General features: G+C 63.6%; 20 protein-coding genes and 1 pseudogene. 8 read left to right on the top strand and 13 right to left on the bottom strand.

The window, feature by feature from the left end:
• The first annotated feature begins 15 nt into the window (after positions 1-15).
• Complete coding sequence (locus tag AC1Y2B_RS04515) at positions 16-465, top strand: GNAT family N-acetyltransferase (RefSeq protein ID WP_482251871.1); 450 nt, start codon at positions 16-18, stop codon at positions 463-465.
• Positions 466-608: 143 nt separating this feature from the next.
• On the opposite strand, the gene AC1Y2B_RS04510 is transcribed toward AC1Y2B_RS04515, so the two are convergent.
• From AC1Y2B_RS04510 to AC1Y2B_RS04450, 13 genes are all read right to left on the bottom strand, one after another.
• A complete protein-coding gene (locus tag AC1Y2B_RS04510) occupies positions 609-1,277 on the bottom strand; it encodes an SDR family NAD(P)-dependent oxidoreductase (RefSeq protein ID WP_482251870.1) in 669 nt (222 codons plus the stop codon).
• Positions 1,277-2,197: a D-erythronate dehydrogenase gene (gene denD, locus AC1Y2B_RS04505; protein WP_482251869.1), complete on the bottom strand. Its 921-nt coding sequence runs from the start codon at positions 2,195-2,197 to the stop codon at positions 1,277-1,279. The genes AC1Y2B_RS04510 and denD overlap by 1 nt, the downstream gene beginning before the upstream one ends.
• 58 nt (positions 2,198-2,255) lie before the next feature.
• Positions 2,256-2,693, bottom strand: coding sequence for a VOC family protein (locus AC1Y2B_RS04500; protein ID WP_482251868.1), 438 nt, complete (start codon positions 2,691-2,693; stop codon positions 2,256-2,258).
• Positions 2,694-2,797: 104 nt separating this feature from the next.
• Entirely contained in the window at positions 2,798-3,265 is a 468-nt protein-coding gene (gene nrdR / locus AC1Y2B_RS04495) for a transcriptional regulator NrdR (RefSeq protein ID WP_482251867.1), read from the bottom strand.
• Between the two features lie 248 nt (positions 3,266-3,513).
• On the bottom strand, positions 3,514-3,903 hold the full coding sequence (locus AC1Y2B_RS04490; RefSeq protein WP_482251866.1) for a hypothetical protein: 390 nt from the start codon (positions 3,901-3,903) through the stop codon (positions 3,514-3,516).
• 66 nt (positions 3,904-3,969) lie between these two features.
• Positions 3,970-4,242 carry an HlyU family transcriptional regulator gene (locus AC1Y2B_RS04485; protein ID WP_482251865.1) on the bottom strand — a complete coding sequence of 91 codons (273 nt, stop codon included), beginning with the start codon at positions 4,240-4,242 and terminating at the stop codon, positions 3,970-3,972.
• A 429-nt stretch (positions 4,243-4,671) separates the two neighbouring features.
• Positions 4,672-6,675 (bottom strand): RNA polymerase sigma factor RpoD, encoded by a 2,004-nt coding sequence (rpoD, locus tag AC1Y2B_RS04480; protein WP_482251864.1) that lies wholly within the window; start codon positions 6,673-6,675, stop codon positions 4,672-4,674.
• Between the two features lie 98 nt (positions 6,676-6,773).
• A complete protein-coding gene (gene dnaG, locus AC1Y2B_RS04475; RefSeq protein WP_482251863.1) occupies positions 6,774-8,708 on the bottom strand; it encodes a DNA primase in 1,935 nt (644 codons plus the stop codon).
• Positions 8,709-8,872: 164 nt separating this feature from the next.
• The gene (locus AC1Y2B_RS04470) at positions 8,873-9,397 is read right to left on the bottom strand and encodes a sarcosine oxidase subunit gamma (RefSeq protein ID WP_482251862.1); all 525 of its coding nucleotides are present in this window, start codon (positions 9,395-9,397) and stop codon (positions 8,873-8,875) included.
• Positions 9,390-12,293 carry a sarcosine oxidase subunit alpha family protein gene (locus tag AC1Y2B_RS04465; protein WP_482251861.1) on the bottom strand — a complete coding sequence of 968 codons (2,904 nt, stop codon included), beginning with the start codon at positions 12,291-12,293 and terminating at the stop codon, positions 9,390-9,392. The genes AC1Y2B_RS04470 and AC1Y2B_RS04465 overlap by 8 nt, the downstream gene beginning before the upstream one ends.
• Positions 12,290-12,559: a sarcosine oxidase subunit delta gene (locus AC1Y2B_RS04460; protein WP_482251860.1), complete on the bottom strand. Its 270-nt coding sequence runs from the start codon at positions 12,557-12,559 to the stop codon at positions 12,290-12,292. Before AC1Y2B_RS04460 ends, AC1Y2B_RS04465 begins: the two co-directional genes overlap by 4 nt.
• 9 nt (positions 12,560-12,568) lie before the next feature.
• Positions 12,569-13,819, bottom strand: coding sequence for a sarcosine oxidase subunit beta family protein (locus AC1Y2B_RS04455; RefSeq protein WP_482251859.1), 1,251 nt, complete (start codon positions 13,817-13,819; stop codon positions 12,569-12,571).
• A gap of 277 nt (positions 13,820-14,096) precedes the next feature.
• Entirely contained in the window at positions 14,097-15,530 is a 1,434-nt protein-coding gene (locus AC1Y2B_RS04450) for a Glu/Leu/Phe/Val family dehydrogenase (RefSeq protein ID WP_482251858.1), read from the bottom strand.
• Positions 15,531-15,902: 372 nt separating this feature from the next.
• Here AC1Y2B_RS04450 and AC1Y2B_RS04445 point away from each other — a divergent pair, with 372 nt between their 5' ends.
• The 7 genes and pseudogenes from AC1Y2B_RS04445 to AC1Y2B_RS04415 form a co-directional block, all read left to right on the top strand.
• Positions 15,903-17,546, top strand: a complete 1,644-nt coding sequence (locus AC1Y2B_RS04445; protein WP_482251857.1) for a pilus assembly protein TadG-related protein — start codon at positions 15,903-15,905, stop codon at positions 17,544-17,546.
• Between the two features lie 319 nt (positions 17,547-17,865).
• Entirely contained in the window at positions 17,866-19,491 is a 1,626-nt protein-coding gene (locus tag AC1Y2B_RS04440) for a pilus assembly protein TadG-related protein (protein WP_482251856.1), read from the top strand.
• The gene (locus AC1Y2B_RS04435) at positions 19,488-20,033 is read left to right on the top strand and encodes a TadE/TadG family type IV pilus assembly protein (protein ID WP_482251855.1); all 546 of its coding nucleotides are present in this window, start codon (positions 19,488-19,490) and stop codon (positions 20,031-20,033) included. Before AC1Y2B_RS04440 ends, AC1Y2B_RS04435 begins: the two co-directional genes overlap by 4 nt.
• 10 nt (positions 20,034-20,043) lie before the next feature.
• A complete protein-coding gene (locus AC1Y2B_RS04430; protein WP_482251854.1) occupies positions 20,044-20,622 on the top strand; it encodes a TadE/TadG family type IV pilus assembly protein in 579 nt (192 codons plus the stop codon).
• Positions 20,623-20,772: 150 nt separating this feature from the next.
• Entirely contained in the window at positions 20,773-21,684 is a 912-nt protein-coding gene (locus AC1Y2B_RS04425; protein ID WP_482251853.1) for a pirin family protein, read from the top strand.
• Positions 21,685-21,822: 138 nt separating this feature from the next.
• On the top strand, positions 21,823-22,029 hold the full coding sequence (locus AC1Y2B_RS04420) for a hypothetical protein (protein WP_482251852.1): 207 nt from the start codon (positions 21,823-21,825) through the stop codon (positions 22,027-22,029).
• Positions 22,030-22,095: 66 nt separating this feature from the next.
• Positions 22,096-22,511: pseudogene (locus AC1Y2B_RS04415) on the top strand (homoserine dehydrogenase); the annotation flags it as partial.

Raw genomic sequence — 22,511 nt, 5'->3', positions numbered from 1 at the left:
AAAAGGGAGAATGCCATGTCTGTTGAAATCCGCCCATTGACACCTCAAGACCGCGAGGTCTGGGAAGAGCTGTTTGACGCCTATGCGGCCTTCTACAAGACCACGGCCCCGGCCGAGGCAAAGGCGGCGGTCTGGGACTGGATCTTTGGCGGCGCCGAAGACTTCTGGGCCGATGTGGCAGTCTTGGACGGCAAGGTGGCAGGGATGGTCCAATACCAGTTGATCCACCGCTCGCTGTCGGGCGGCAAGGTCGTCTACCTCTCGGACCTCTACGTCCGCCCGGATGTGCGGGGCGGCGGCGTGGGGCGGGCCTTGATCGACCATGTGATCGGCTTTGCCAAGTCGCGGGGCATCGGCAACGTGCGCTGGCTGACGCAGGAGTACAACTATGCCGGACGCAGGCTCTATGACAGCTACCGACCGAAATCCGATTTCATCCTCTATTCCATCCCGGTCGAGAGCTGACAGGCCGGACGCTCCGCGGGGCGTATTTCAAAAGGAGCAAATGGAGGTGCGGGAGACTGTTTCCTCTCGCCTTCTCCAAATATCCCACGGAGGGGTCCGGGGAGGTGTGAAACCTCCCCGGCTGGGTCCGCAGAGCGCGGCGCCTACCAGGCGGCAGGCTGGCGCTTGCGGAAAAAGCCGCCGGTCGGGCCGTCGTCGGGCAGAAGCGCCAGCCAGATCGGGGTGTCGGCGCCCTGTTCCACGACGAGGGGGGCGGAAGGGCCGCCCATGCGCGTGGCGACCCAGCCCGGGTCGCAGGCGTTGACCTTGACACCGGGTGGCAGGTCGCGCGGCAGCACCCGGGTCAGGGCGTTGAGCGCGGCCTTGGCCACCGAATAGGCACCGGGACCGTTCAGGCCGCTGGCGTGGCTGCCCAGACCCGAGGACAGGTTGACGATGCGGCCCCAGCCGGTGTTGCGCCAATGGGGTGTGTTCAGCCGGATCAGGTCAAGGGGGGCCGACACCATCACCTCCATCGCCGTGGCGAAGTCGGAGCCTTTGTCGAGGAGCGAGACGTCGTTCAGGATGCCCGCATTGTTGACCAGAATGTCCCAGCCGCCCGACTTGGTGAAGGCGTCGAAATAAGTGTCGGGGTCGAGAAGGTCGATATGGGCCATCCGGCAGTTGAGGGCCTGGGCGGCGGTGCGGCCTTCGGACTCGCTGCGCGCGCCGATGGTGACGCTGATGCCTTGGGCGATCAGGCCCTTGGCGATGGCATAGCCGATGCCGCGATTGCCGCCGGTGACGAGCGCTGTGGGGGTCTTGGGCCGCATCAGGCTTCGGCCAGATGGGCGGCGATGATCTGGTCGAAAGTGGTCTCGGCCTTGAAGCCCAAGGCGTTGGCGCGGCTCGTGTCGAAATCCGACGGCCAGGTGGCGACAATTTTAGCTATGGTTTCATCGGGTTGGTGCGTGATCAGGTCAACGCCCTTCTGGCCTGCGACACGGCGCAGGGCCTCGATTTCCTCGGCCACGGTGGCCGATAGGCCGGGCATCGAAAGGGCGCGGCGGTCGCCCAGTTTGGCCGTGTCAAGCGTCAGGGCGTGGCGGAAGAAGCCCACCGCCGAGGCGGGGCTGGCGAACCAGTGGCGGGTGGTGTCGGCCACGGGCAGGATGGCGGGTTTGCCGACCAGCGGTTCGCGGATGATGTTGGAGAAGAAGCCCGAGGCGGCTTTGTTCGGGGTTCCGGGGCGGACGCAGATCGTGGGCAGACGGATCGACATGCCGTCGATGAAGCCGCGGCGGGAATAGTCGGAGATCAGAAGCTCGGTGATGGCTTTCTGGGTGCCGTAGGAGGTGCGGGGGGTCAGGAAGAAATCGTCGGGGATTTTCGCCGGGAAAGGGGCGCCGAAGACGGCGATGGAGGAGGCGAAGATGAATTTGGGTTTGTAACCCGGTGTCAGGCGGATCGCCTCCAGCAGCGCGCGGGTGCTGTCGAGGTTGGTGGCATAGCCCTTGTCAAAATCCGCCTCAGCCTCACCCGAGACGATCGCGGCGAGGTGGATGATGGCATCCGGGCGGCCCGCAATCAGGGTCTGGGCGGCTGCGGCGGTCAGGTCCAGCGTGAGGGTCGTGGCGCCGGGAAAGGCAGGGGGCGGGACGACGTCGGCGAGGGTGAGGGTGTGGTCAGGGGCGAGAGAAGCCGCGAGTTTGCGGCCGATCATGCCTGCCGCGCCGAGGATGAGAATGTGCATGGTGTCCCCCTGTTTGGATGGGAGGATGGCGGAGGACGGGAGGCGGGGCAAGGGGGCCTTACTTCAGTTCCTGCGCCAGTCCGATCAGAATCCCCTCTGGCCCGCGGATGTAGCAGAGACGGTAGATGTCCTGATAGCGCACGACCTCGCCCACCAGTTGGGCACCGCGCTGGAAGAGTTTTGCGAGTGTGACGTCAATATCTTCTACCGTGAACATGACCCGCAAGTAGCCAAGGCCATTCACCGGAGCCGTCCGATGATCTTCAATGACCTTTGGCGCAAGAAAACGCGACAGTTCGATGCGGCTGTGACCGTCTGGCGTGCGCATCATGGCAATTTCGACCTGCTGATCCGAAAGGCCAGTGACACGACCCGCCCATTCGCCTTCGATCATGGCGCGGCCTTCAAGCTTTAGACCGAGGTCGAGGAAGAAATCTATCGCGGCGGACAGGTCCGCAACGACGATACCCACGTTGTCCATCCGCTTGACCGTCATCTGGTGCCCTGCTCATGAAGGCCGCCGATCCGGTCCGCATGAAGCAGCCGGATTTCTGTGGCAGCGGCTTGGATATGGCAAAGGCCCCATATGGGGCCTTTGGCTTATTCCTCGCCACCTGTCGTCGGTCGCAACTCACTGACAAACCTGTCGAAATCATCCGCCGCCTGGAAGTTCTTGTAGACGCTGGCGAAGCGGACATAGCCCACGGTGTCGATCCGGGCGAGGCTTTCCATGACGATCTCGCCGATGGTTTTCGAGGGGATGTCGGTGTCGCCCAGGCTTTCCAGCCGCCGCACGATGCCGGAGATCATCTGGTCGATGCGTTCGGGCTCGATCGGGCGTTTCTGCATGGCGATGCGGATGGAGCGTTCGAGCTTGGAGCGGTCGAAATCCTCGCGCTTGCCGGAGGATTTGATCACCACGAGGTCGCGCAGCTGGACGCGTTCATAGGTGGTGAAACGGCCGCCGCAGGCCTGACAGAACCGGCGGCGGCGGATCGAGACGTGATCCTCGGCCGGACGGGAGTCTTTCACTTGCGTGTCGATATTGCCGCAGAATGGGCAGCGCATGGATGTGCACCTTTGATGTGTTGGAACCTGCCTCGGACGTCTGGGGGTTGTCCCCCTTATTGCGCCTAACCATAGAGGAGATGGGCAGGGTTCGGCCACAAAGATCGCCAAGCTGCTAGATATGGGGGCCAAGGTGTGGCGGCGCGGACTCAGGCCCTGCCCCCGTTACTGGGCTTGGCTGCCCCTTGGGCCCCGGGGCGGGGGCATGGACCGGCGTGCAAGCGGCGCACGCCGGGACTTGGGGCGCTTCAGTCTTGCTTCGGGGCGAGCATGCCTTGCCAATCAAAGCTGCGGACGCGGTCCTGTTCGGCGGGCACGTCTTCGCGCGCAAGACCGGTCTTGACGTAGAAAATGTCCGAGAAGGAGCCTTCGGCGGGCAAGGGCTGCCCCGCCTGCAGGCTGGCATGCGAGACGATGAACGTGCCCACGTTGGGCAGGCCCCGTTCGGCGCAGAGTGCCGCGGCCGCGATCAGATAGGAGTTGAGGCCCTGACCGTTGACCTTCGACATGCCCAGACGACGGGCAAGGTCGGAATAGGTCAAAGCCGCCTCGCCGGCGATCACCGCCTCGGCCACGATGCGGAGGGTGGCCTCGGCGCGTTCAAGGGTCAGGGGGGTTACGGCTTTGGGATCGGACATCGGGTGGCTCCGGAGCGGAAGGGCTGGGTTGGCCTTAGGCCAAGCGGGGCGCGGCGTCCATGGCCCTCAGGCGAAGAGCGTGTCGCCCAACTGGTCGATGGCCTGCGTTGCCTTTGCGATGGAGATGGCGGTGGCCTCCTCCAACGAGGTGCAGGTGTCGGCGCGCTGCAGAAGATGGGTTTTGACGGTGTCACCGAAATCCTTCTCGATCCGCGCCGCAACCCGAAAGCTGCCCCCCTCGCGGAGGGGCTGCGGGAAGATGCGGCAAGACTTGTGCAGGATGGGGTCTGGAAGGGCGGCGGCGGGGGATTTGCCGAAGAGGCGGGAAAGGAGGTTCATTTCGGGGCTCCGGGTTGTAGGCTGCGAGATGTCACCGTGCGGGCGAAGGGGCGGTACAATCAGGCCTGCGCGTCTTGAGTGTTGCCGACTATGATCGTCAGGTTGCCCAATCGAAGGACAACGCGCGAGCTTGTTCCTGCCGCCTCAATCCCGGCCAACCCCCATGTTTGGCACGTGCAGCCTCAGCCGGTTTCACTGGGCCGTCTTTGAGACTTTCCACCCCGACGACCACCGTGGCGATGTCTGGAATGCCCCTGTCGCGACATAGATCACGAACCAAACCCAAAGGCGCCCCCGACAGACGGTTTTGTCGGGGGCGACCGATGAGGTCAGACATTTGGCCATAAGACAAGAAAACGACTTCGCTCATTTGCCGGCACCGGACATAGCATTCGATGATGGACTGTGCGATTTCGCGATTGCTGGCCATTACTGATCCAGAAAACTCCGCAGCTTGCGTGACCGGCTTGGGTGCTTGAGCTTGCGCAGGGCCTTCGCCTCGATCTGACGGATGCGTTCGCGGGTGACCGAGAACTGTTGACCGACTTCTTCCAGCGTGTGGTCGGTGTTCATGCCGATGCCGAAGCGCATGCGCAGGACGCGTTCTTCGCGGGGGGTGAGGCTGGCCAGAACGCGGGTCGTGGTTTCCTTCAGGTTTTCCTGAATGGCGGAATCCAGCGGCAGGATCGCGTTCTTGTCTTCGATGAAGTCGCCGAGTTGGCTGTCTTCCTCGTCACCGATGGGCGTTTCAAGGCTGATTGGTTCCTTGGCGATTTTCATCACCTTGCGGACCTTTTCCAGCGGCATTTGCAGCTTTTCGGCCAGTTCTTCCGGTGTCGGTTCGCGGCCGATTTCGTGCAGCATTTGGCGACCGGTGCGGACCAGCTTGTTGATCGTCTCGATCATGTGGACTGGAATACGGATGGTGCGGGCCTGATCGGCGATGGAGCGGGTGATGGCTTGGCGGATCCACCAGGTGGCGTAAGTCGAGAATTTATAGCCGCGGCGGTATTCGAATTTGTCGACGGCCTTCATCAGGCCGATGTTGCCTTCCTGGATGAGGTCAAGGAATTGCAAGCCGCGGTTGGTGTATTTCTTGGCGATCGAGATGACGAGGCGCAGGTTGGCTTCGACCATTTCCTTTTTCGCTTGGCGGGCTTCTTTCTCACCCTTTTGCACTTGGTTCACGATGCGGCGGAATTCGGAGATGTCGACGCCGACATACTTGCCGACCTCGGCCATGTCGGCGCGCAGGTCGTCGATGGCTTTGCGGGACTTCTCGATCAGCACTTGCCAGCCGCGACCGGCTTTGGCGGCCATGCGGTCCACCCAGGTCGGGTCGAGTTCATAGCCTTGGTATTCGTCAATGAATTCGCGGCGGTTGATGCGGGCAGCGTCGGCCAGCTTCACCATGCCGGAGTTGATCGACATGATCTTGCGGTTGATGCCGTACAGCTGGTCGATCAGCGCTTCGATCCGGTTGTTGTGCAGGTGCAGTTCGTTGACCAGCACAACGATTTCCGAGCGCAGCTTCTGGTAGGCGGCTTCGTCCACGGCGGTGAAGCGGTCCTTGACGCTGAGCGCTGCGTCCATCCGCAGGTTCTGCATCTCGGCCAGCTTGCCGTAGTCGCGCGCGATCAGGTCGAGGGTTTCCAGAACCTTCGGCTTCAACGCGGCTTCCATCGCGGCCAGCGACATGGCAGCCCCGTCTTCATCGTCCTCGTCGTCTTCGACCACGCCCAGCAGGGGGTTGCCGTCGGCGTCAAGCTCGGGCTCTCCGCCCGCGGCGCGGCGCGGGGCGGCGGGTGCGCCGCCGATGTCGAGGCCTTCGATATCGGCGCCCACGATGCCGTCTTCGCCGTCAAGGCTGCGGCCGAAGGTGGCTTCAAGGTCAATCACGTCACGCAGCAGAATTTCTTCGGACAGAAGTTCGTCGCGCCAGATGATGATGGCCTGGAAGGTCAGCGGGCTTTCGCACAGCCCGGCGATCATCGTGTTGCGGCCGGCTTCGATCCGCTTGGCGATGGCGATTTCGCCTTCGCGGCTTAGCAGTTCGACCGAACCCATTTCGCGCAGGTACATGCGGACCGGGTCATCGGTGCGGTCCAGCGCTTCGGTCGTGGTTGAGACAACTGCGACGTCGCGCGACGATGAGGAGGTTTCCACCAACTCGCCGCCTTCGACCTCGCCTTCTTCGGCCTCTTCGTTTTCGATGATGTTGATGCCCATTTCGGACAGCATCGACATCACATCCTCGATCTGCTCGGACGAGACCTGCTCGGGCGGCATGACGGAGTTCAGCTGGTCGTAGGTGAGGTAGCCGCGTTCTTTGGCGTCCGCGATCATCTTCTTGACCGCCGCCTGGCTCATGTCGAGCGAGACATCCGGATCTTCACCTTCGGGCTTGGCTTCGTCAGTGTCTTTGATGGCCATGGGGGCTCCGGTCATGGATGCGAATCGGTTGTGCGAATCATAGCGAATCGGTCGCAGGTTCGGATGAATACTCCGAATCGGCGGCGAGTTGCAGGGTGTCAGCGCGGTTTCTTTTCCCAGACTTTCGAATCAATCAAGGCTTGCAGATGGTTTGACAGGGCGTTGCGGTCTTCGCCAAGGTCGGCGGTGTCGTTGCGGTTGGGGTGATCGGCGCGGTGGCGGGCACTGGCGGCTTGCGCCAGACGCCAGGTCAGGCCCTCGTCCGCGATGCCGGTCAGGTCTTCCATCGCATCGGCCACTTCGCGGCGGGCACCGCGCAAGGCATCCAGTTTGGCAAATTCCTCAGCAAGGCAGAGCATGGCGAGGTCTGCATCCTGTTTGTTGCGAACGGGTGGAGCAATCTGCACATGGGGACGCGCCATCAGCGCGTCAAGGGCGGGATGGCCTTGCAGGACGCGGGGCAGCGCGGCCTCGGGGTTTGACAGCAGGATCTGGCGCAGGTGGCGATGGTCGTCGGTGATCAGGTCAAGGCGGTCAAGATCGGATTCAAAGCGATGGATCAGTGAAGGGTGGGTGATCAGGGTGGCAAGGATCATCGCTTCGCGCAGTTCTTCTTCCATGTTTTCGTCGCCCCGCACCAGCGCCGAGGCCCGGGTCGACGACAGGGGCTGCGGGTTGGTGTCGGGCTTCTGGCCCTTGGCGCGCGGCGTCCAGGGACGGAACGGTTTGACGGCGGGGCCGAAGAGGTCAGCGCGCAGGCGGCGGATTTCCTCGGTGTAGTGGCTGCGGATCGAGGGGTCGGCGATGCGGTTGATCAGGGCGCGCAGGGTCTTGTCGAGGGCGGCCTTGCGTTCGGGGCTGTCAAAGACCTTGCCCTCGGTTTCCCGTTGCCAGAGCAGTTGGACCATGGGTTGCGCCGTGTCCAACACCTTCTGCATGCCGGGGGCGCCTTGCGCCTTGATCAGTTCGTCGGGGTCCTGGCCCCCCGGCAGGATCGCAAAGCGCAAGCCCTTGCCGGCTTCCAGCATGGGCAGGGCAAGGTCCACCAGGCGCAGGGCGGCGCGGATCCCGGCGCTGTCGCCGTCCAGCGAGATCAGGGGTTCGTCGGCAACGCGCCACATCAGGCGCAGCTGGTCCTCGGTGATCGCCGTGCCCAAGGGGGCGACGGCGGCTTTGAAGCCGGCCTCGGACAGGGCGATGACGTCCATGTAGCCTTCGGCGACGATGAGGGGCAGGCCTTTGCCTGCGGCCTCACGCGCCGGGCCGAGGTTGTAGAGGTTGCGGCCCTTGTCAAACAGCGGGGTTTCCGGGCCGTTGAGGTATTTGGCGCGAGCGGCCGGGTCCATCGCGCGGCCGCCCAATGAGATCGCCCTGCCCCGTCCATCGCGGATCGGGAAGATGATGCGGCCCCGGAAGCGGTCGTAGGGTGGGCCTTCGCGCCCACCTTCCGTGCCGTCGGGCTTGATCGCAAGACCGGCGTCGATGATCAATTGCGGGGCGATGCCCTTTTGCGTCAGGGCGGTAAACAGGCCTTGGCGCTGATCTGGCGCGAAGCCGATGTGCCAGCGGTCTTGCGCCTCAGGAGAAAGCCCGCGTTTGGCGAGATAGGCGCGGGCCTCGGACGCGGCGGAGGTCTTCAGTTGCAGGCGAAACCATTTGACCGCTTCCTCCATCACGTCAACCAGATGGGTGCGGGTTTCCGTCCGCTGCGCCTCGCCGGGGTCGCGGGCGGGCATCACCATGCCGGCTTCGCGGGCCAGAAGTTCGACGGCTTCGATGAACGACAGGTTTTCGGTTTCCTTGACGAAGGTCAGGGCGTCGCCTTTGGCGTGGCAGCCGAAGCAGTAGTAGAACCCCTTGCGGTCATCGACATGGAAGGACGGCGACTTTTCCTGATGGAACGGGCACGGCGCCCAGAAGTCGCCCTTGGCCATGTTGGACTTGCGCGCATCCCAAGTGACTTTTCGGCCGACGACCTGAGACAGGGTCAGCCTGGTGCGCAGTTCGTCAAGGAATCCGGGTGGGAGGGCCATGGCTTGTATATGTGGTCTTGCGGCCCATCTGTCCAGCACGCTCGGCGGACCCGGTGTCGGGGGGGCTGCAGCCCCGCCCGAACCCCCCTGCCCGGGGAGGGTTTCACACCCTCCCCGGACCCTTCCGGTGGGATATTTGGGAACAGATGAAAGCGGGACGGGCGTTAGACGCCGGCGGTGGCGCGGGCCTCCAGAGCGTGGAGCGCTGTGTCGATCTCGTGCCAGGCGGTGCGGGCCATGGAGCGGAAGACGAGGATCAGGAAGCCGTCGGAGTCGCGGATCAGGACCGATTGCATGTGACCCAGGGGGGTGCGGGCGGATGTGCCGGGCGGGAAATGCCCCTCGCGCAGGTCAAGCGGGATCAGGCGCATCAGGGCGTTGGCGGCTTGGGGACCTTTCAGGCACAGCGCGGCCCAACCGCCAGTCTGGTCGGTCACAGCGGCCAGACCCGAGAGGTCAGGGGCTGCGGTGCCGAGCAGGAAGGCCTGTTCGGGGCCGGTCCAGATCAGGTTGCCAGCCATGGTGTTCGGGGCGGGAAAGGCGCCAAGGCGGGTGGTGACCTCAGCCAAGGCGCCGGGGAAGACCGCGATCGAGGTGATCGGGCCGACGTGCGCCTCGGACAGCGTGGTGGCGGCGCGGGTGACGGGGGTATGGCCTGCAATGGCGGATTTGGCGATGAGGTTAGGCACGGAGTTTCGCTCCTTCCGGGTCGAGGAAGACCGGGTCGGTCACCTCGCAGATGACATCCGTCTTGCGCATGTGGTCCACAAGGCGGATGCGCTGGCCATGGCGGGCGCGGCCGTCCTTCAGGAAGGCCAGCGCCAGATTGGTTCCCAAGGTCGGCGACCAGCAGACCGAGGTGACATAGCCCTGGTCGTTCACCCGCTCAACCTTGTCGCCGGGGGTGAAAAGGTGGGCGCCCGCACCGATGGCGGCCTCGCAGCGCAGGCCGACGAGCTGTTCGCGCTCTGGCCCGTTCAGGCCGGGGCGGAGGCTGGCGGCCTTGCCGATGCAGTCTTTTTTGGCTGACACCATCTTCATCATGCCGATGTCGAAGGCGGTCACGCGGCCATGGATTTCGGCATGGGTGATCAGACCCTTTTCGATCCGCATGACATTGAGCGCTTCCATCCCGTAGGGGCCGCCGCCGAGGGTTTCGGCCTTGGCCAAGAGGTCACGGAACAGCGCCTCGCCATAGGCGGTGGGGACGGCGATTTCATATCCCTCCTCGCCCGAGAAGGAGATGCGGAAGAGACGGGCTGCAACCCCTTCAACCGAGACGGTGCCGCAGGACATGAAGGGAAAATCCTCCAGCCGCGTGTCGAGGAGCGAGTTCAGCAGCATCTTCGACAAGGGGCCTGCCACGGCGAACTGTGCCCAGCTTTCGGTGACCGAGATGAAGCGGACCTGGAAGTCGGGGCAGTAGGCTTGGTGGATGAAGTCGAGGTGGCGCATCACCTGCCCTGCAGCCGCGGTGGTGGTGGTCATGAGGTAGTGGTTTTCCCCAAGCCGCGCCGTGGTGCCGTCGTCCATGACGAAGCCATCCTCGCGCAGCATCAGGCCATAGCGCACCTTGCCCACGGCGAGGGTCGAGAAGGTGTTGGTGTAGACGAAATCGAGGAAGCGGGCGGCGTCCTTGCCTTGAATGTCAATCTTGCCCAGCGTCGAGACATCTGCCACGCCAACGGCAGAGCGGACCATCAGCACCTCGCGGTCGCAGGATTGGCGCCAGGTGGTCTCGTTCGGTTTGGGGAAGTAGCTGGGGCGGTACCACAGGCCTGCCTCGACCATCGGCGCGTTGCGGTCGCGCGAGGCTTGGTCGGAGGTCATGTAACGCTGCGGGGCGAAGCCTGCGCCCTGCCCGCCTGCGCCGAGCGCGCCGATGGAGACGGGGGTGAAGGGCGGGCGGAAGGTGGTGGTGCCGGTTTCGGCGATGCCGCGACCGGTGGCATCCGCCAGCACGGCAAGGGCGCCGACGTTGGAATTCTTGCCTTGGTCGGGCGCCATGCCTTGGGTGGTGTAGCGCTTCATATGCTCGACCGAGGTGTAGCCCTCCTGTGCGGCCAGCTTCACATCCTTGACGGTGACGTCATTGGCGAAATCCAGCCAGGCGCGGCCCTTGCCGGGAACGTGCCAGAGAGCTTGCAGCGTGTAGGGCGCGTCTTCGGCCTGCGGCAGGTCTTGCGAGGCCGCAGGTTTTCCCATCGCCGTCAGCGCGGCAAGTGCAGTGTCGTGCCCCTCCGCCAGGGCGGCGTGGGTGGAGAAGGCGCCATTCGCCGCACCCGCCGCCGCCAAGCCCGGCACCATGCCGGGATGCGGGACGAAGGCTGCGATATCCTCGCGCCAGGACGGGCGCGCGTTCTGATGGCAGGCGATGTTGACCAGCGGGTTCCAGCCACCGGACATCAAGAGGCAATCGGTGTCGATCTGAAAATCGCCGCCCTGATGGTGGCCAGAGATCTGCGTCAGGCCATGGCGGCCGGCGGTGTCGGTGATCGAAGCGTTAAGGTAGACCGGGCAATCCTCGACATGGGAGGCGTCCGGGCGGCTGTCGAGGATGGCCACGACCTTGACGCCGGCGGCGATCAACTGGCGGGCGACGGTGCGGGCGTTGTCGTTGGTGGCGTAGAGCGTGACCTTGTCGCCGGGTGTGACGCCAAAGCGGTTCAGGTAGGTCTGTGCGCCTGAGGCCAGCATGATGCCGGGGCGGTCGTTGTTGGTGAAGGCGATCGGGCGTTCGAGCGCGCCGGTGGCCATGATGGCTTGGCCCGCCGCGATGCGCCAGAAGCATTCGCGCGGCAGATTGGGTGTGTTGGGCAGGTGCAGGCCGACCCGCTCCAGCGCGCCATATGTGCCTTGGTCATAGGCGCCCACAACGGTGGTGCGGGCCATCAGGCGGACGTTGGGTAGGGACTTCAGCTCGGCAAGGGTCTCCGTCAACCACGCGCCACTCAGCACGCTGTCATCGGACAGCAGGCGACCGCCCATCAGGCTGTCCTGCTCGGCCAGGATCACGTCGGCCCCGTTGCGGGCGGCGGTCAGGGCGGCCATCAGGCCGGCGGGACCGGAGCCGATCACCAGAAGGTCGCAGAAGGCGAAGGCTTTTTCGTAAGACGCGGTTTCGTGCTGCGGCTTCAGCTTTCCCAAGCCCGCGGCGCGGCGGATGATCGGTTCGTACAGGCCTTCCCAAAAGGCGCGCGGCCACATGAAGGTCTTGTAATAGAAGCCTGCGCCGAGGAATGGCGATGCAAGGTCATTCACCGCCATCACGTCATGGCGCAGCGAGGGCCAGCGGTTCTGGCTTTGGGCGGTCAGCCCCTCGTAGATTTCCTGCACAGTGGCGCGGGTGTTGGGCGTCTGGCTGCCGTTGTCGAGCACCTCTACCATGGCGTTGGGCTCTTCGGGGCCTGCGGTCAGGATGCCGCGCGGGCGGTGGTATTTGAAGCTGCGCCCCACCAGTTTGACATCATTGGCCATCAGGGCCGAGGCCAGCGTATCGCCTTTGAAGCCATGATAGCGGGTGCCGTCGAAGGTGAAGGTGACGGGTTCGGTGCGGTCGATCAGACCTTTGCCTGCGATCCTCATTTGGCACCTTTCCGGGCTGCGACCAGTTCGGTGGCAAGCACCGCATGGGTCACGGTGTTGCGTGTCACCACCAGCCAGGAACCGCAGCCGGTTTCGTGGTACCACAGGTCCTTGGTCACCCCGGCGGGATTGGTCCGCAGGTGCAGCATGTCATCCCACGCCTCGATGGGCGCATCGGCGGCAGGGCGGTTCAGGTAGTCGTCGGACCCGGAGTAATAGAACTCTCGCCGGTCGCGGGTGCCACAGAGGGGACAGGTCAGGCGCATGGTTGGGCCTCAATGCAAGTTGTGTTGGCTGCCGGTGCCTTCTTCGTCCATGACGTGTCCGGTGCGGAAACGGTCAAGGCGGAAGCGGCGGGCAACGTCATGGCTTTGGCCGGTGGCCATCAAATGGGCCATGCACCAGCCCGAGGCCGGGGCGGCCTTGAAGCCGCCGTAGTTCCAGCCGGCGTCGACGAAAAGGCCGTCGATATGGGTCTTGTCGATGATGGGGGACCCGTCAGGCGTCATGTCCATGATGCCACCCCAGGACCGCAGCACGCGGGCGCGGGCCAGCATCGGCATCAGGGTCATGCCGGCTTCCATCACGTGTTCGACCATCGGCAGGTTGCCGCGAGAGGCGTAGCTTGCGTACATGTCGATGTCGCCACCGAAGACTAGACCGCCCTTGTCGGACTGGCTGATGTAGAAGTGGCCCATCCCGTAGCTGACGACGTTGTCGATGACGGGCTTCAGCCCCTCGGTCACGAAGGCCTGCAGCACGTGGGATTCGATGGGCAGACGCATGCCCGCCATGGCGGCAACCTGAGAGGAGCGCCCGGCGACAACCATGCCGACCTTCTTGGCGCGGATCGGTCCTCGGGTGGTTTGGACACCGGTGACTTTGCCGTTTGCCATGTCGATGCCCGTGACTTCGCAGTTCTGGATCAGATCGACGCCCAGTTGGTCGGCGGCGCGGGCATAGCCCCAGGCCACTGCGTCATGGCGGGCGGTCCCGGCGCGGCGCTGGATCAGGCCGCCGTAGATCGGGAAACGGGTCTGACTGTAGTCGAGGTAGGGGAGCATCTCTTTCAGTTGCGGGACGGACAGCAGTTCGGCGTCATCGCCCTGATTGACGATGGCATTGCCCCGCCGCACCGCCGCATCACGCTGGCCGTCGGAGTGGAACAGGATGATGTGACCACGCTGCGAATGCATGACGTTGTAGTTGAGCTCGCCCTCCAGCTTCTCCCACAGCTTCAGAGAGTGGGAGTAGAACTCGGAATTGCCGGGCAGGAAGTAGTTGGCGCGTACGATGGTGGTGTTGCGGCCGATGTTGCCGGACCCGAGGTAGCCCTTTTCCAGCACGGCGATGTTGGTCAATCCGTGGTTTTTGGCAAGGTAATAGGCGGTGGCCAGCCCGTGTCCGCCCCCCCCGATGATGATGGCGTCATACTCGGCCTTGGGGGCGGGATCGCGCCACGCCTTGCCCCAGCCCTTGTTGCCAAAGAGCCCCTCTTTGATGACGTTCCAGCCCGAATAGCGCATCGCGGACTCCTGTTGACTTGCCCCGAGTGTTGCGGGTTTTACAGGGTTATTCAACAGGTGGCGGCAAACAACTGGCCTGCCCGCGACAAAAGGTGTCGCAGGCAAGGGGTGCGGGGGACGGGCGGCCCGGAACATGGGCAGATTGCCCATCCTGCGGGCGCTTGATGCCTGCCGTCAGCCCCGGGGGTCGGCAGGCGTATTTGGCAAGAAGCACATCACCGGGCGCACGGGTTGGGTTGGGCCCAAGGGGCGATCCGCGCATGATCCCCGGAAGGGGTTACAGGCCTTTGGATTTGTAGGTGGCGGCGACCCGGCTGATCGAGACGATGTAGGCTGCGACGCGCAGGTCTTCGACCCCTGCCCTGCCATGCCAGACCTCGCGCATCGCCTGATAAGCGGTACGCATCGTGTCATCGAGGCCCGAGCGGACCAGCGCCAGTTCATCAGAACCTTGCAGGAACTTCTCTTTGAACCCGGGGCCAAGGGTCCAGCCAAGGTTCTGTTCGGCAGAAAGTTTTTCCAGCTCTTCGACCAGAAGGCGCGAGCGGGCCTCTTCGGCGCGGCGCTGCATGCGGCCAAAGCGGATGTGCGACAGGTTCTTGACCCATTCGAAATAGCTGACCGTCACGCCGCCGGCATTGGCGTAAAGGTCGGGGATGATCACCGTGCCCCTGGCGCGCAGCACCTCGTCCGCGCCGAAGGTGATCGGGCCGTTGGCGGCTTCGAGGATCAGGGGGGCTTTGATGCGATCGGCGTTGGTGAGGTTGATGACACCTTCCAACGCGGCCGGGATCAGGATGTCGCAGGGCAGTTCCAGCGCGGCAGAGGATTGCTCGGTGAAGGTGGCACCGGGAAAACCCTTCACGCCGCCCTTGTTGGCGGCCATCCACTGGCGCAGCGCCTCGATGTCAAGGCCCGCCTCATTGACCACCGCCCCATCGCGTTCGGCCACCGCGATGATCTTGGCGCCATCTTCTTCGGACAGGAACTTGGCGGCGTGATAGCCGACGTTGCCCAAGCCCTGCACCACAATCCGCTTGCCATCGAGACCGCCGGAGAGGCCGGCTTTCGCCGCATCCTCGGGGTGGCGGAAGAATTCCCGCAGGGCATATTGCACGCCGCGCCCGGTTGCCTCGACCCGGCCCTGAATCCCGCCCGCGTTGATCGGCTTGCCGGTGACACAGGCACGGCCGTTGATGTCTGTGGTGTTCATCCGCATGTACTGATCCGCGATCCAGGCCATCTCGCGCTCCCCTGTCCCCATGTCGGGGGCGGGGACGTTCTGGGCCGGGTTGATCAGGTCGCGCTTGATCAGTTCATAGGCAAATCGGCGGGTGATCTGTTCCAGTTCATGTTCATCCCATTCGCGCGGGTCAATGCAAAGGCCACCCTTGGAGCCGCCAAATGGCGTTTCGGCCAGGGCGCATTTGTAGGTCATCAAGGCTGCCAGCGCCTCGACCTCGTCCTGACTGACGGACAGGGCATAGCGGATGCCGCCTTTGACCGGCTCCATGTGTTCGGAATGGACCGAGCGGTAGCCGGTGAAGGTCTTGATCTCTCCCCTTAAGCGGACGCCGAAACGCACGGTGTAGGTCGAATTGCAGACGCGGATCTTTTCTTCCAGCCCCGGCCCAAGGTCCATGAACTTGGCCGCGCGGCGGAACATCAGGTCGACCGAATCCCGAAAGCTGGGTTCTTGATTGGATGTCATGACGTCCTCCCCAAGGGATCGCGGGTCGCGGGGCACGGTCCCGCTGCGATCCGTTTGGGTAGGATAAACACTTTGGTCACCAATGCTTCGGTCAAAATCGCGGGTTTGGCTTGAAAATGCCTTCGAAGTGATTCGGAAAAAGGCAATTCTGACGGTGCTGTGGCGGTCTGCGCCGACCTTGTCCCAATTGGGTGTTGCGCTGCGCGTGACAATCCCGCGCCGGATTTGGCCATTGTTCAGCACCCTACCCGAAAGGTGTAGCCATGACACATTTGCCTTTATTTCTTCACAACTTTTGGACAAATGGATGGCGGTGGGGCGTCATGGATCGGGCCGGATTTCAGGCTCGCCTTGGTTTTGGGATGGGATGCCATGCTTGAGTCAATCGCCCGGGGTCTTGGCCGCGTCCGTCATTGCGCCCGCACGTTTCAGCGCGACGACGACGGGGCCCTGATCATCTTCGCGCTGATGTTTCTGATCCTGATGCTGATGATGGGCGGGCTGGCCGTCGATCTGATGCGGTTCGAACACACCCGCACCCGGCTGCAGAACACGCTGGACCGCGCCACGCTGGCGGCGGCCTCGCTGGATCAGGCGCTGGACCCGACGGCGGTGGTGCAGGATTACATGCGCAAGGCGGGGCTGGCCGAGCAGTTGAAATCGGTTCAGGTCACCTCGGCGATGAATGAGCGGATCGTGCACAGCGTCGGCGTGGCTGACACCCATCCGATCTTCCTGCACATGATGGGCATCGACCAGTTTGATGCCGGCGGCATCAGCGAGGCGGAACAGGCAATCAGCAATCTGGAAATCGTGCTGGTGCTGGACGTGTCAGGCTCGATGTCGGGGCAAAAGATCGCCAATCTGAAGATCGCGGCGGATCAGTTCGTCGACACCGTGATGGGCAATGACCCGCACCACCGGGTGTCGATCGCGATCGTGCCCTACAATGCGCAGGTCAACATCGGGGCAGATCTGGCGGCCAAGTTCAACCTGACCAACCGGGCTGGCGTGGCGGACGTCAACTGCGTTGAAATCCCGACATCCGAATGGGCCTCGCAGGCGCTGTCGCTGACCGATCCGATGCCGATGATGGCTTATGCCGACATCGCCTATGCCACCAACCGGACCAACGCCTATGTTTCGGCGACCGATGTGAACTATGCCAAGCCGAACTACAGCTCTGCCTTCTGTCAGCCGACGACGGTGAACATCGTCCGCTTGCCCACCAATGACGTCACCACGCTGAAATCCGAGATTGATGCCCTGCAGGCGGGCGGCAACACTTCGATCACGCTGGGGATGAAATGGGGCCTTGCGCTGTTGGATCCCTCGATGCGGTCGACCTATGCCGACTTCATAACGGCAGGCAAAATACCGGCCAGCCTGCCCGCCCGCCCCTTCGACTATGGCGACCCCAAGGCGATGAAGATCGTGGTGCTGATGACGGACGGCGAGCATGTGTCGCACAACCGCATCGTGGATGCTTACAAGACCGGCCCCTCGCCGATCTGGAAGGCGCCGGATGGCAAATATTCGGTGCAGGTCACCTCGGGCCGTCCGGCCTGGGCGGGGGCCAATACCTGGTATGTGCCGCATCTGGGCACCTATCAGGCGGCGGCCTGGGCCGGTGGCGGGGCGGCGGTGCAGCAGGACTGGAAGGACATCTGGGCCAATCTGAAGATGACTTACGTGGCTTGGCAGTTCTATGCCCGCCCGCAAGGCAGCAGCGCCACCAATGCCAGCACGACCGTGTACAACACGATGGTCAATGCCATGCAGGCCACTTATGCCCAAGTGCCGGACATGGATGCCTCGCTTCAGGTCAGCTGTGATCAGGCACGCGCCAATGGTGTCTCGATCTACGGCATCACGGTCGAGGCGCCGCAGCATGGCAATGACGTGATCACGGCCTGCGCCCATGCGGATCACACCTTCATCGCCGATCGCAACACCATCCAGCAGGTGTTCCAGACCATCGCCGCCAACCTGACCCAATTGAAGCTGACGCAATAGGCAAACCACGGCGGGCCGGAGCGTTTCCGGCCGCTGTTCGCCGGATTTTCCGACACTTCCCCCTCTTTGCCGTGGGTCTGCAAAATGCGCTCACATTCGCGACATAATTTCGCCCCAGCCCTGAAAGTAGATGGCCTTTGGAAAGCCATGCCGTGCCACTTCCCGATTCCGGGCGGCACGCGGCGGGCCGTGGTAGCGGGTAGTGTCGATGAAACGTGCAATCTCAGTTCGGGCACAGCGTCCGGGGCCGTTCACAAGCCGGGGCCCCCGGTTCGGTTTGCGGCGGATGATGCGCTTTGGTCACGACGAAACCGGGTCCATGACCATTTTCGCCCTGATGTTCATGATGCTGATGATCATGATGGGCGGCATTGCGGTCGATCTTATGCGCTATGAAGCCCGCCGCACCGCGTTGCAGAACACGCTCGACCGCTCCACCCTGGCCGCGGCCTCGTTGACGCAGGCCCGTGATCCCAAGAGCGTGGTAGAGGATTACTTCCGCAAGGCCGGGCTGATGTCGGACCTGACCTCGGTCACCGTGACGCGCGGGTTGAACTTCCGCAACGTCAAGGCCAACGCCTTCGAGCAGACAAACCCGATCTTCCTGCACCTGATGGGGATCGACAAGCTGGATGCCTTCGGGGTGTCGGATGCCGAACAGCGCATCAACAATGTGGAAATCATGCTGGTGCTGGACGTGTCGGGTTCGATGGCGTCCAACAGCAAGCTGGTCAATCTGAAGAACGCGGCGAATGCTTTCGTCACGTCCGTTCTGACCAATGACGTGGAGCACAAGATATCCATCGGCATCGTGCCCTTCAACGGGCAGGTCAATCTGGGGCCGACGCTGCGCAGCAAGTTCACCATGGCCGATCTGAACGGCTTGCCCGCCAGCAGCACGCAAGCCGGGGTGGACTGCGTGGACCTGCCTGCTTCGGTCTACAGCAGCTATGCGATTTCCACCGCGACGCCGCTGTCAATGACCTCCAACGTCGATACCTATTCCGGCTCTGGCACCCAGACCCCGTCCGAGGTCAACAAATGGTGCCCGACAGTCGGCGGCGGCATCTATTACGCCGGCAACCCGCCCGGCACCGGCGGCAATATCGTGCGGCTGCCGCAACAGGATATCGCGACCCTGCAAGGCTATATCAACGGCTTGGTGGCGGTGGGGGCCACCTCGATCAACGCCGGGATGAAATGGGGGATGACGCTGCTGGATCCCTCGGTGCAGTCGGTCTACACCAGCACCATCGCCGCAGGAAACATGCCCGCAACGATGGCCGGCCGGCCCTTGGACTATGCTGCCCCGGATGCGATGAAGGTCATCGTGCTGATGACCGACGGTGAGAACTTCGCCGAAGAGCGGGTCAATTCCGCGTACAAGACCGGCCTGTCGCCGCTGTGGCAAGCCACCAGTGACAGCCGCTGGTCGATCTTTCATGTCAGCAAGGTCAACAACACCTCGCCCGCCACGATCTGCGCCAGCCGGCCGTTCTGGGTGCCGCATCTGGGGGTCTGGCAATCGCGGCCTTGGAACGGGGCCTCGCCGCTGAACACCGATTGCTACAACCCGGCCGCCGTCATCGCCGGCACCACCGGCCGCACCTGGCCGGAAGTCTGGGCCGCGCTGGGGATGCAGTATGTTGCGCAAACCTTCTATGCATCGCCGGGGATTGCCACCTTCAGCACCCAGATGAACCTGTTCCGCACCCAGACCGCCACGACCGCGATGGACACGCAGATGCAGTCGGCCTGCACCGCCGCCAAACAGGCCGGGGTCATCGTCTATGGCATCGCCTTCGAAGCGCCGACCAACGGGCAAACCCAGATCCGCGCCTGCGCCTCGTCGGATGCGCATTACTTTGATGCAAGCGGAATCCAGATCAGCACGGCCTTTGCCGCGATTGCCAACAACATCAGCCAATTGAGGTTGACCCAATGATCCCCGCCCTGAGCCATCTTGTCCATCGCCTGATCCGCGCGCTGCGGCGCGAGGACGGGACCGCCTCGATGGAATTCGTGATCGTCGTGCCGGTGATCCTGCTGATCTTCATGTCCTCCTTCGAAAGCGGTTTGCTGATGACGCGGGAAATCCTGCTGGAACAGTCGGTGGACATGACGATGCGCGAACTGCGGCTGGGGCATTATCCGGTGGTCACCAACGCGGTGCTGAAAAAGGAAATCTGCGACCGCACCATCATTTTCCCCAACTGCCAGAACAACATCGCCATTGAACTGGACCGGATCACCACGACAACCTGGTCGATCCCGACCGACATCACCCATTGTGTGAACCGCACGGCACCGGTCCAGCCGGTGGTCTCGCTGAACGCCGGGCAAGAGAATGACATGATGCTGGTGCGCGTCTGCGTCAGCCTGCCGGCCATGTTCCCCGGCATGGGACTGGCCCTGGCCATACCACTCGACAGTCAGGGCAATTATGCGCTTCTGGCCCGAAGTGCCTTCGTCGTGGAACCGAGTTGAGGGGATGGCCATGAAACCCATGCTCCACCGTCTGACCGCAAGCGCCCGGCGTTTCCTGCGCGACGAGGATGCTGCCGTCATCGCCGAGGCGGTGATCGTGCTACCGCTGCTGCTTTGGGCCTATGTGGGCCTGTTCGTCTATTGGGACTGTTTCCGCTCGCTCAACACCGTGCAAAAGGCCACCTATACCGTCTCGGACATGCTGTCGCGGGCCGAGACCGGGATCACCTCAAGCTACATCACCGGGCTGGAGCAAGTGGTGGAGTACCTGATCGACCGCGATCAGAACGCAACGATGCGGGTGACCTCGGTCACCTGGAGTTCGGTCAACTCGCGCTTTGAAGTGCATTGGTCGCGGACCACCAACGCCGCGGACCTGCCCGCCCTGACGACGGCCACCTTGCAGAACTTTACCGCACAGATCCCGACGATGACCGCGGGGGACTATGTGGTGATCGTGGAGGTTCAGGTGCCCTATGTGCCGGCGTTCAATGTCGGCCTGAATGCCCAGACCTTCAGCGAGTTCATCGTGACGCGGCCACGTTTCCTGCCATGCATTCCCATGGATGCCGTCAGCTGCCCGGCCTGACGCGCCGAACAGATTGAAGTCGCCTAGGCACTGATCCGGGCGTCGTCTGTGCAGCATTGCAGAGAGTACCTGTGGAAAAGGCGCCTTTCATGCACTGGCGCAGGGGGCCAATGCATCCTATTTTGCAGTCAACCGTTACAGGAGACCGCAATGTCCATCCGTCCCGTCAAATCCGCCTCGCTTGCCCGTCCGACAATGGAGGGTGCAGGCGTCCACCTGCACCGCGCCTTCGGCTTTGGTCAGACCAGCGAGACCGACCCCTTCCTGCTGTTCGACGACTTTCGTGGCGACAGCCCGCGGGATTACGTCAAGGGCTTCCCGTGGCACCCGCACCGCGGGATCGAGACGATCACCTATGTGCTGGCGGGCTCGGTCGAACATGGCGACAGCCTTGGCAACAAGGGCATGCTGAAGGGCGGCGATGTGCAGTGGATGACGGCGGGGTCAGGCATCCTGCATCAGGAAATGCCCTTCGGCAACGCCAAGGGTCAGATGCATGGCTTCCAGCTTTGGGCCAACCTGCCCAAGGCGCTGAAGATGACCGCGCCACGCTATCAGGACGTCAAGGGCCGCGACATTCCGGACATCCTGGAGGATGACGGCACGGTGGTGAAGGTGATCGTGGGTGAGTTCCGCGGCAAGAAGGGCCCGGTCGACGGCATCGCCGCCGAGCCGCAGTATCTGGACATCTTCGTGCCAGAGGGCCGCCGCAAGACCTTCAAGGTCGACACCCGCCGCAATGCCTTTGCCTATGTCTTCGAGGGTCAGGGCAACTTCCGCGACGCCAGCCGCCCGCAAGGCGTGCTGCTGGAGAAGGAGGTCCGCGGACAAGAGGTCAACATCCGCGACATGTCGGGCAACCGCACGCTGATCAACTTCGGCGCGGGCGACGAGGTGACGGTGCAGGCGGGCGAGAACGGCGTGCGGTTCCTGTTGATCTCGGGCGCGCCGATCCAGGAGCCGGTGGCGTGGCACGGGCCCATCGTGATGAACACGGATGCCGAGATCCGGCAGGCGATGACGGACCTGCGCAACGGGACCTTCATCCGTCCGGCGCACTAGGGCAAACAAGGGCGCGCGGGCAAAGCCCGCGCGCGCCTCTGGCGACCCAGCTGGGGAGCGGGCTGTCTGCCCTCTCCCCAGACCCCACACCCGAGGATATTTGTGGAAAGCGAAGACGAAAGCAGAGTAAGAGGGTTCATGCGCTATGCCCTGATTGCCCTGATGCTGTCGGCCTGTTCGGCCTATCCCAAGATTGACTGGCCCGCAGGGACGCGGTCGGGTGCTGCACCGGCCTTGCTGCCGCAATCACAATTCGCCCCGGAGGCGGGAACCGCCAATCGCGGCGCGCCGCTGGTTGCGGGGGCTGCGGCATTGCGCGACTGGGCGGCATCGGTGGCACGTTAAGCGGCTGCGTTGCACTGGCGGACCGAAACGGCTAACAGGCTCTGCAGCAATTCAGACGAGGTACCCATGCACCAGACCCCATCCCCCGCCCTTCGCATCGGACTGGCTGGTCTTGGCACTGTGGGCATCGGCGTGGTCAAGATCGTGCAGCGCCATGCTGCGCTGATCGAGGCGCGCAGCGGGCGCAAGGTTCAGATCGTTGCCGTCTCGGCCCGCGACCCGAAAAAGGCCCGCGATGCGGATCTGTCGGGCTATGCCTGGGAGACCGATCCGGTGACCTTGGCGCAGCGCCCGGACGTCGACGTTTTCGTTGAGGTCATGGGCGGTCATGAGGGCCCGGCCCGTCTGGCGACCGAAGCGGCGATTGCCGCAGGCAAGGATGTGGTGACGGCCAACAAGGCGCTTTTGGCGCATCATGGGCAGGCTCTGGCCATGGCGGCCGAATCTGCGGGCCGGGTGATCCGGTTTGAAGCCGCTGTCGC

Source organism: Stagnihabitans sp. (assembly GCF_964946895.1).
Note: the sequence above shows the minus strand (reverse complement) of the source record. Positions and strands in the feature narration are given on the sequence as shown.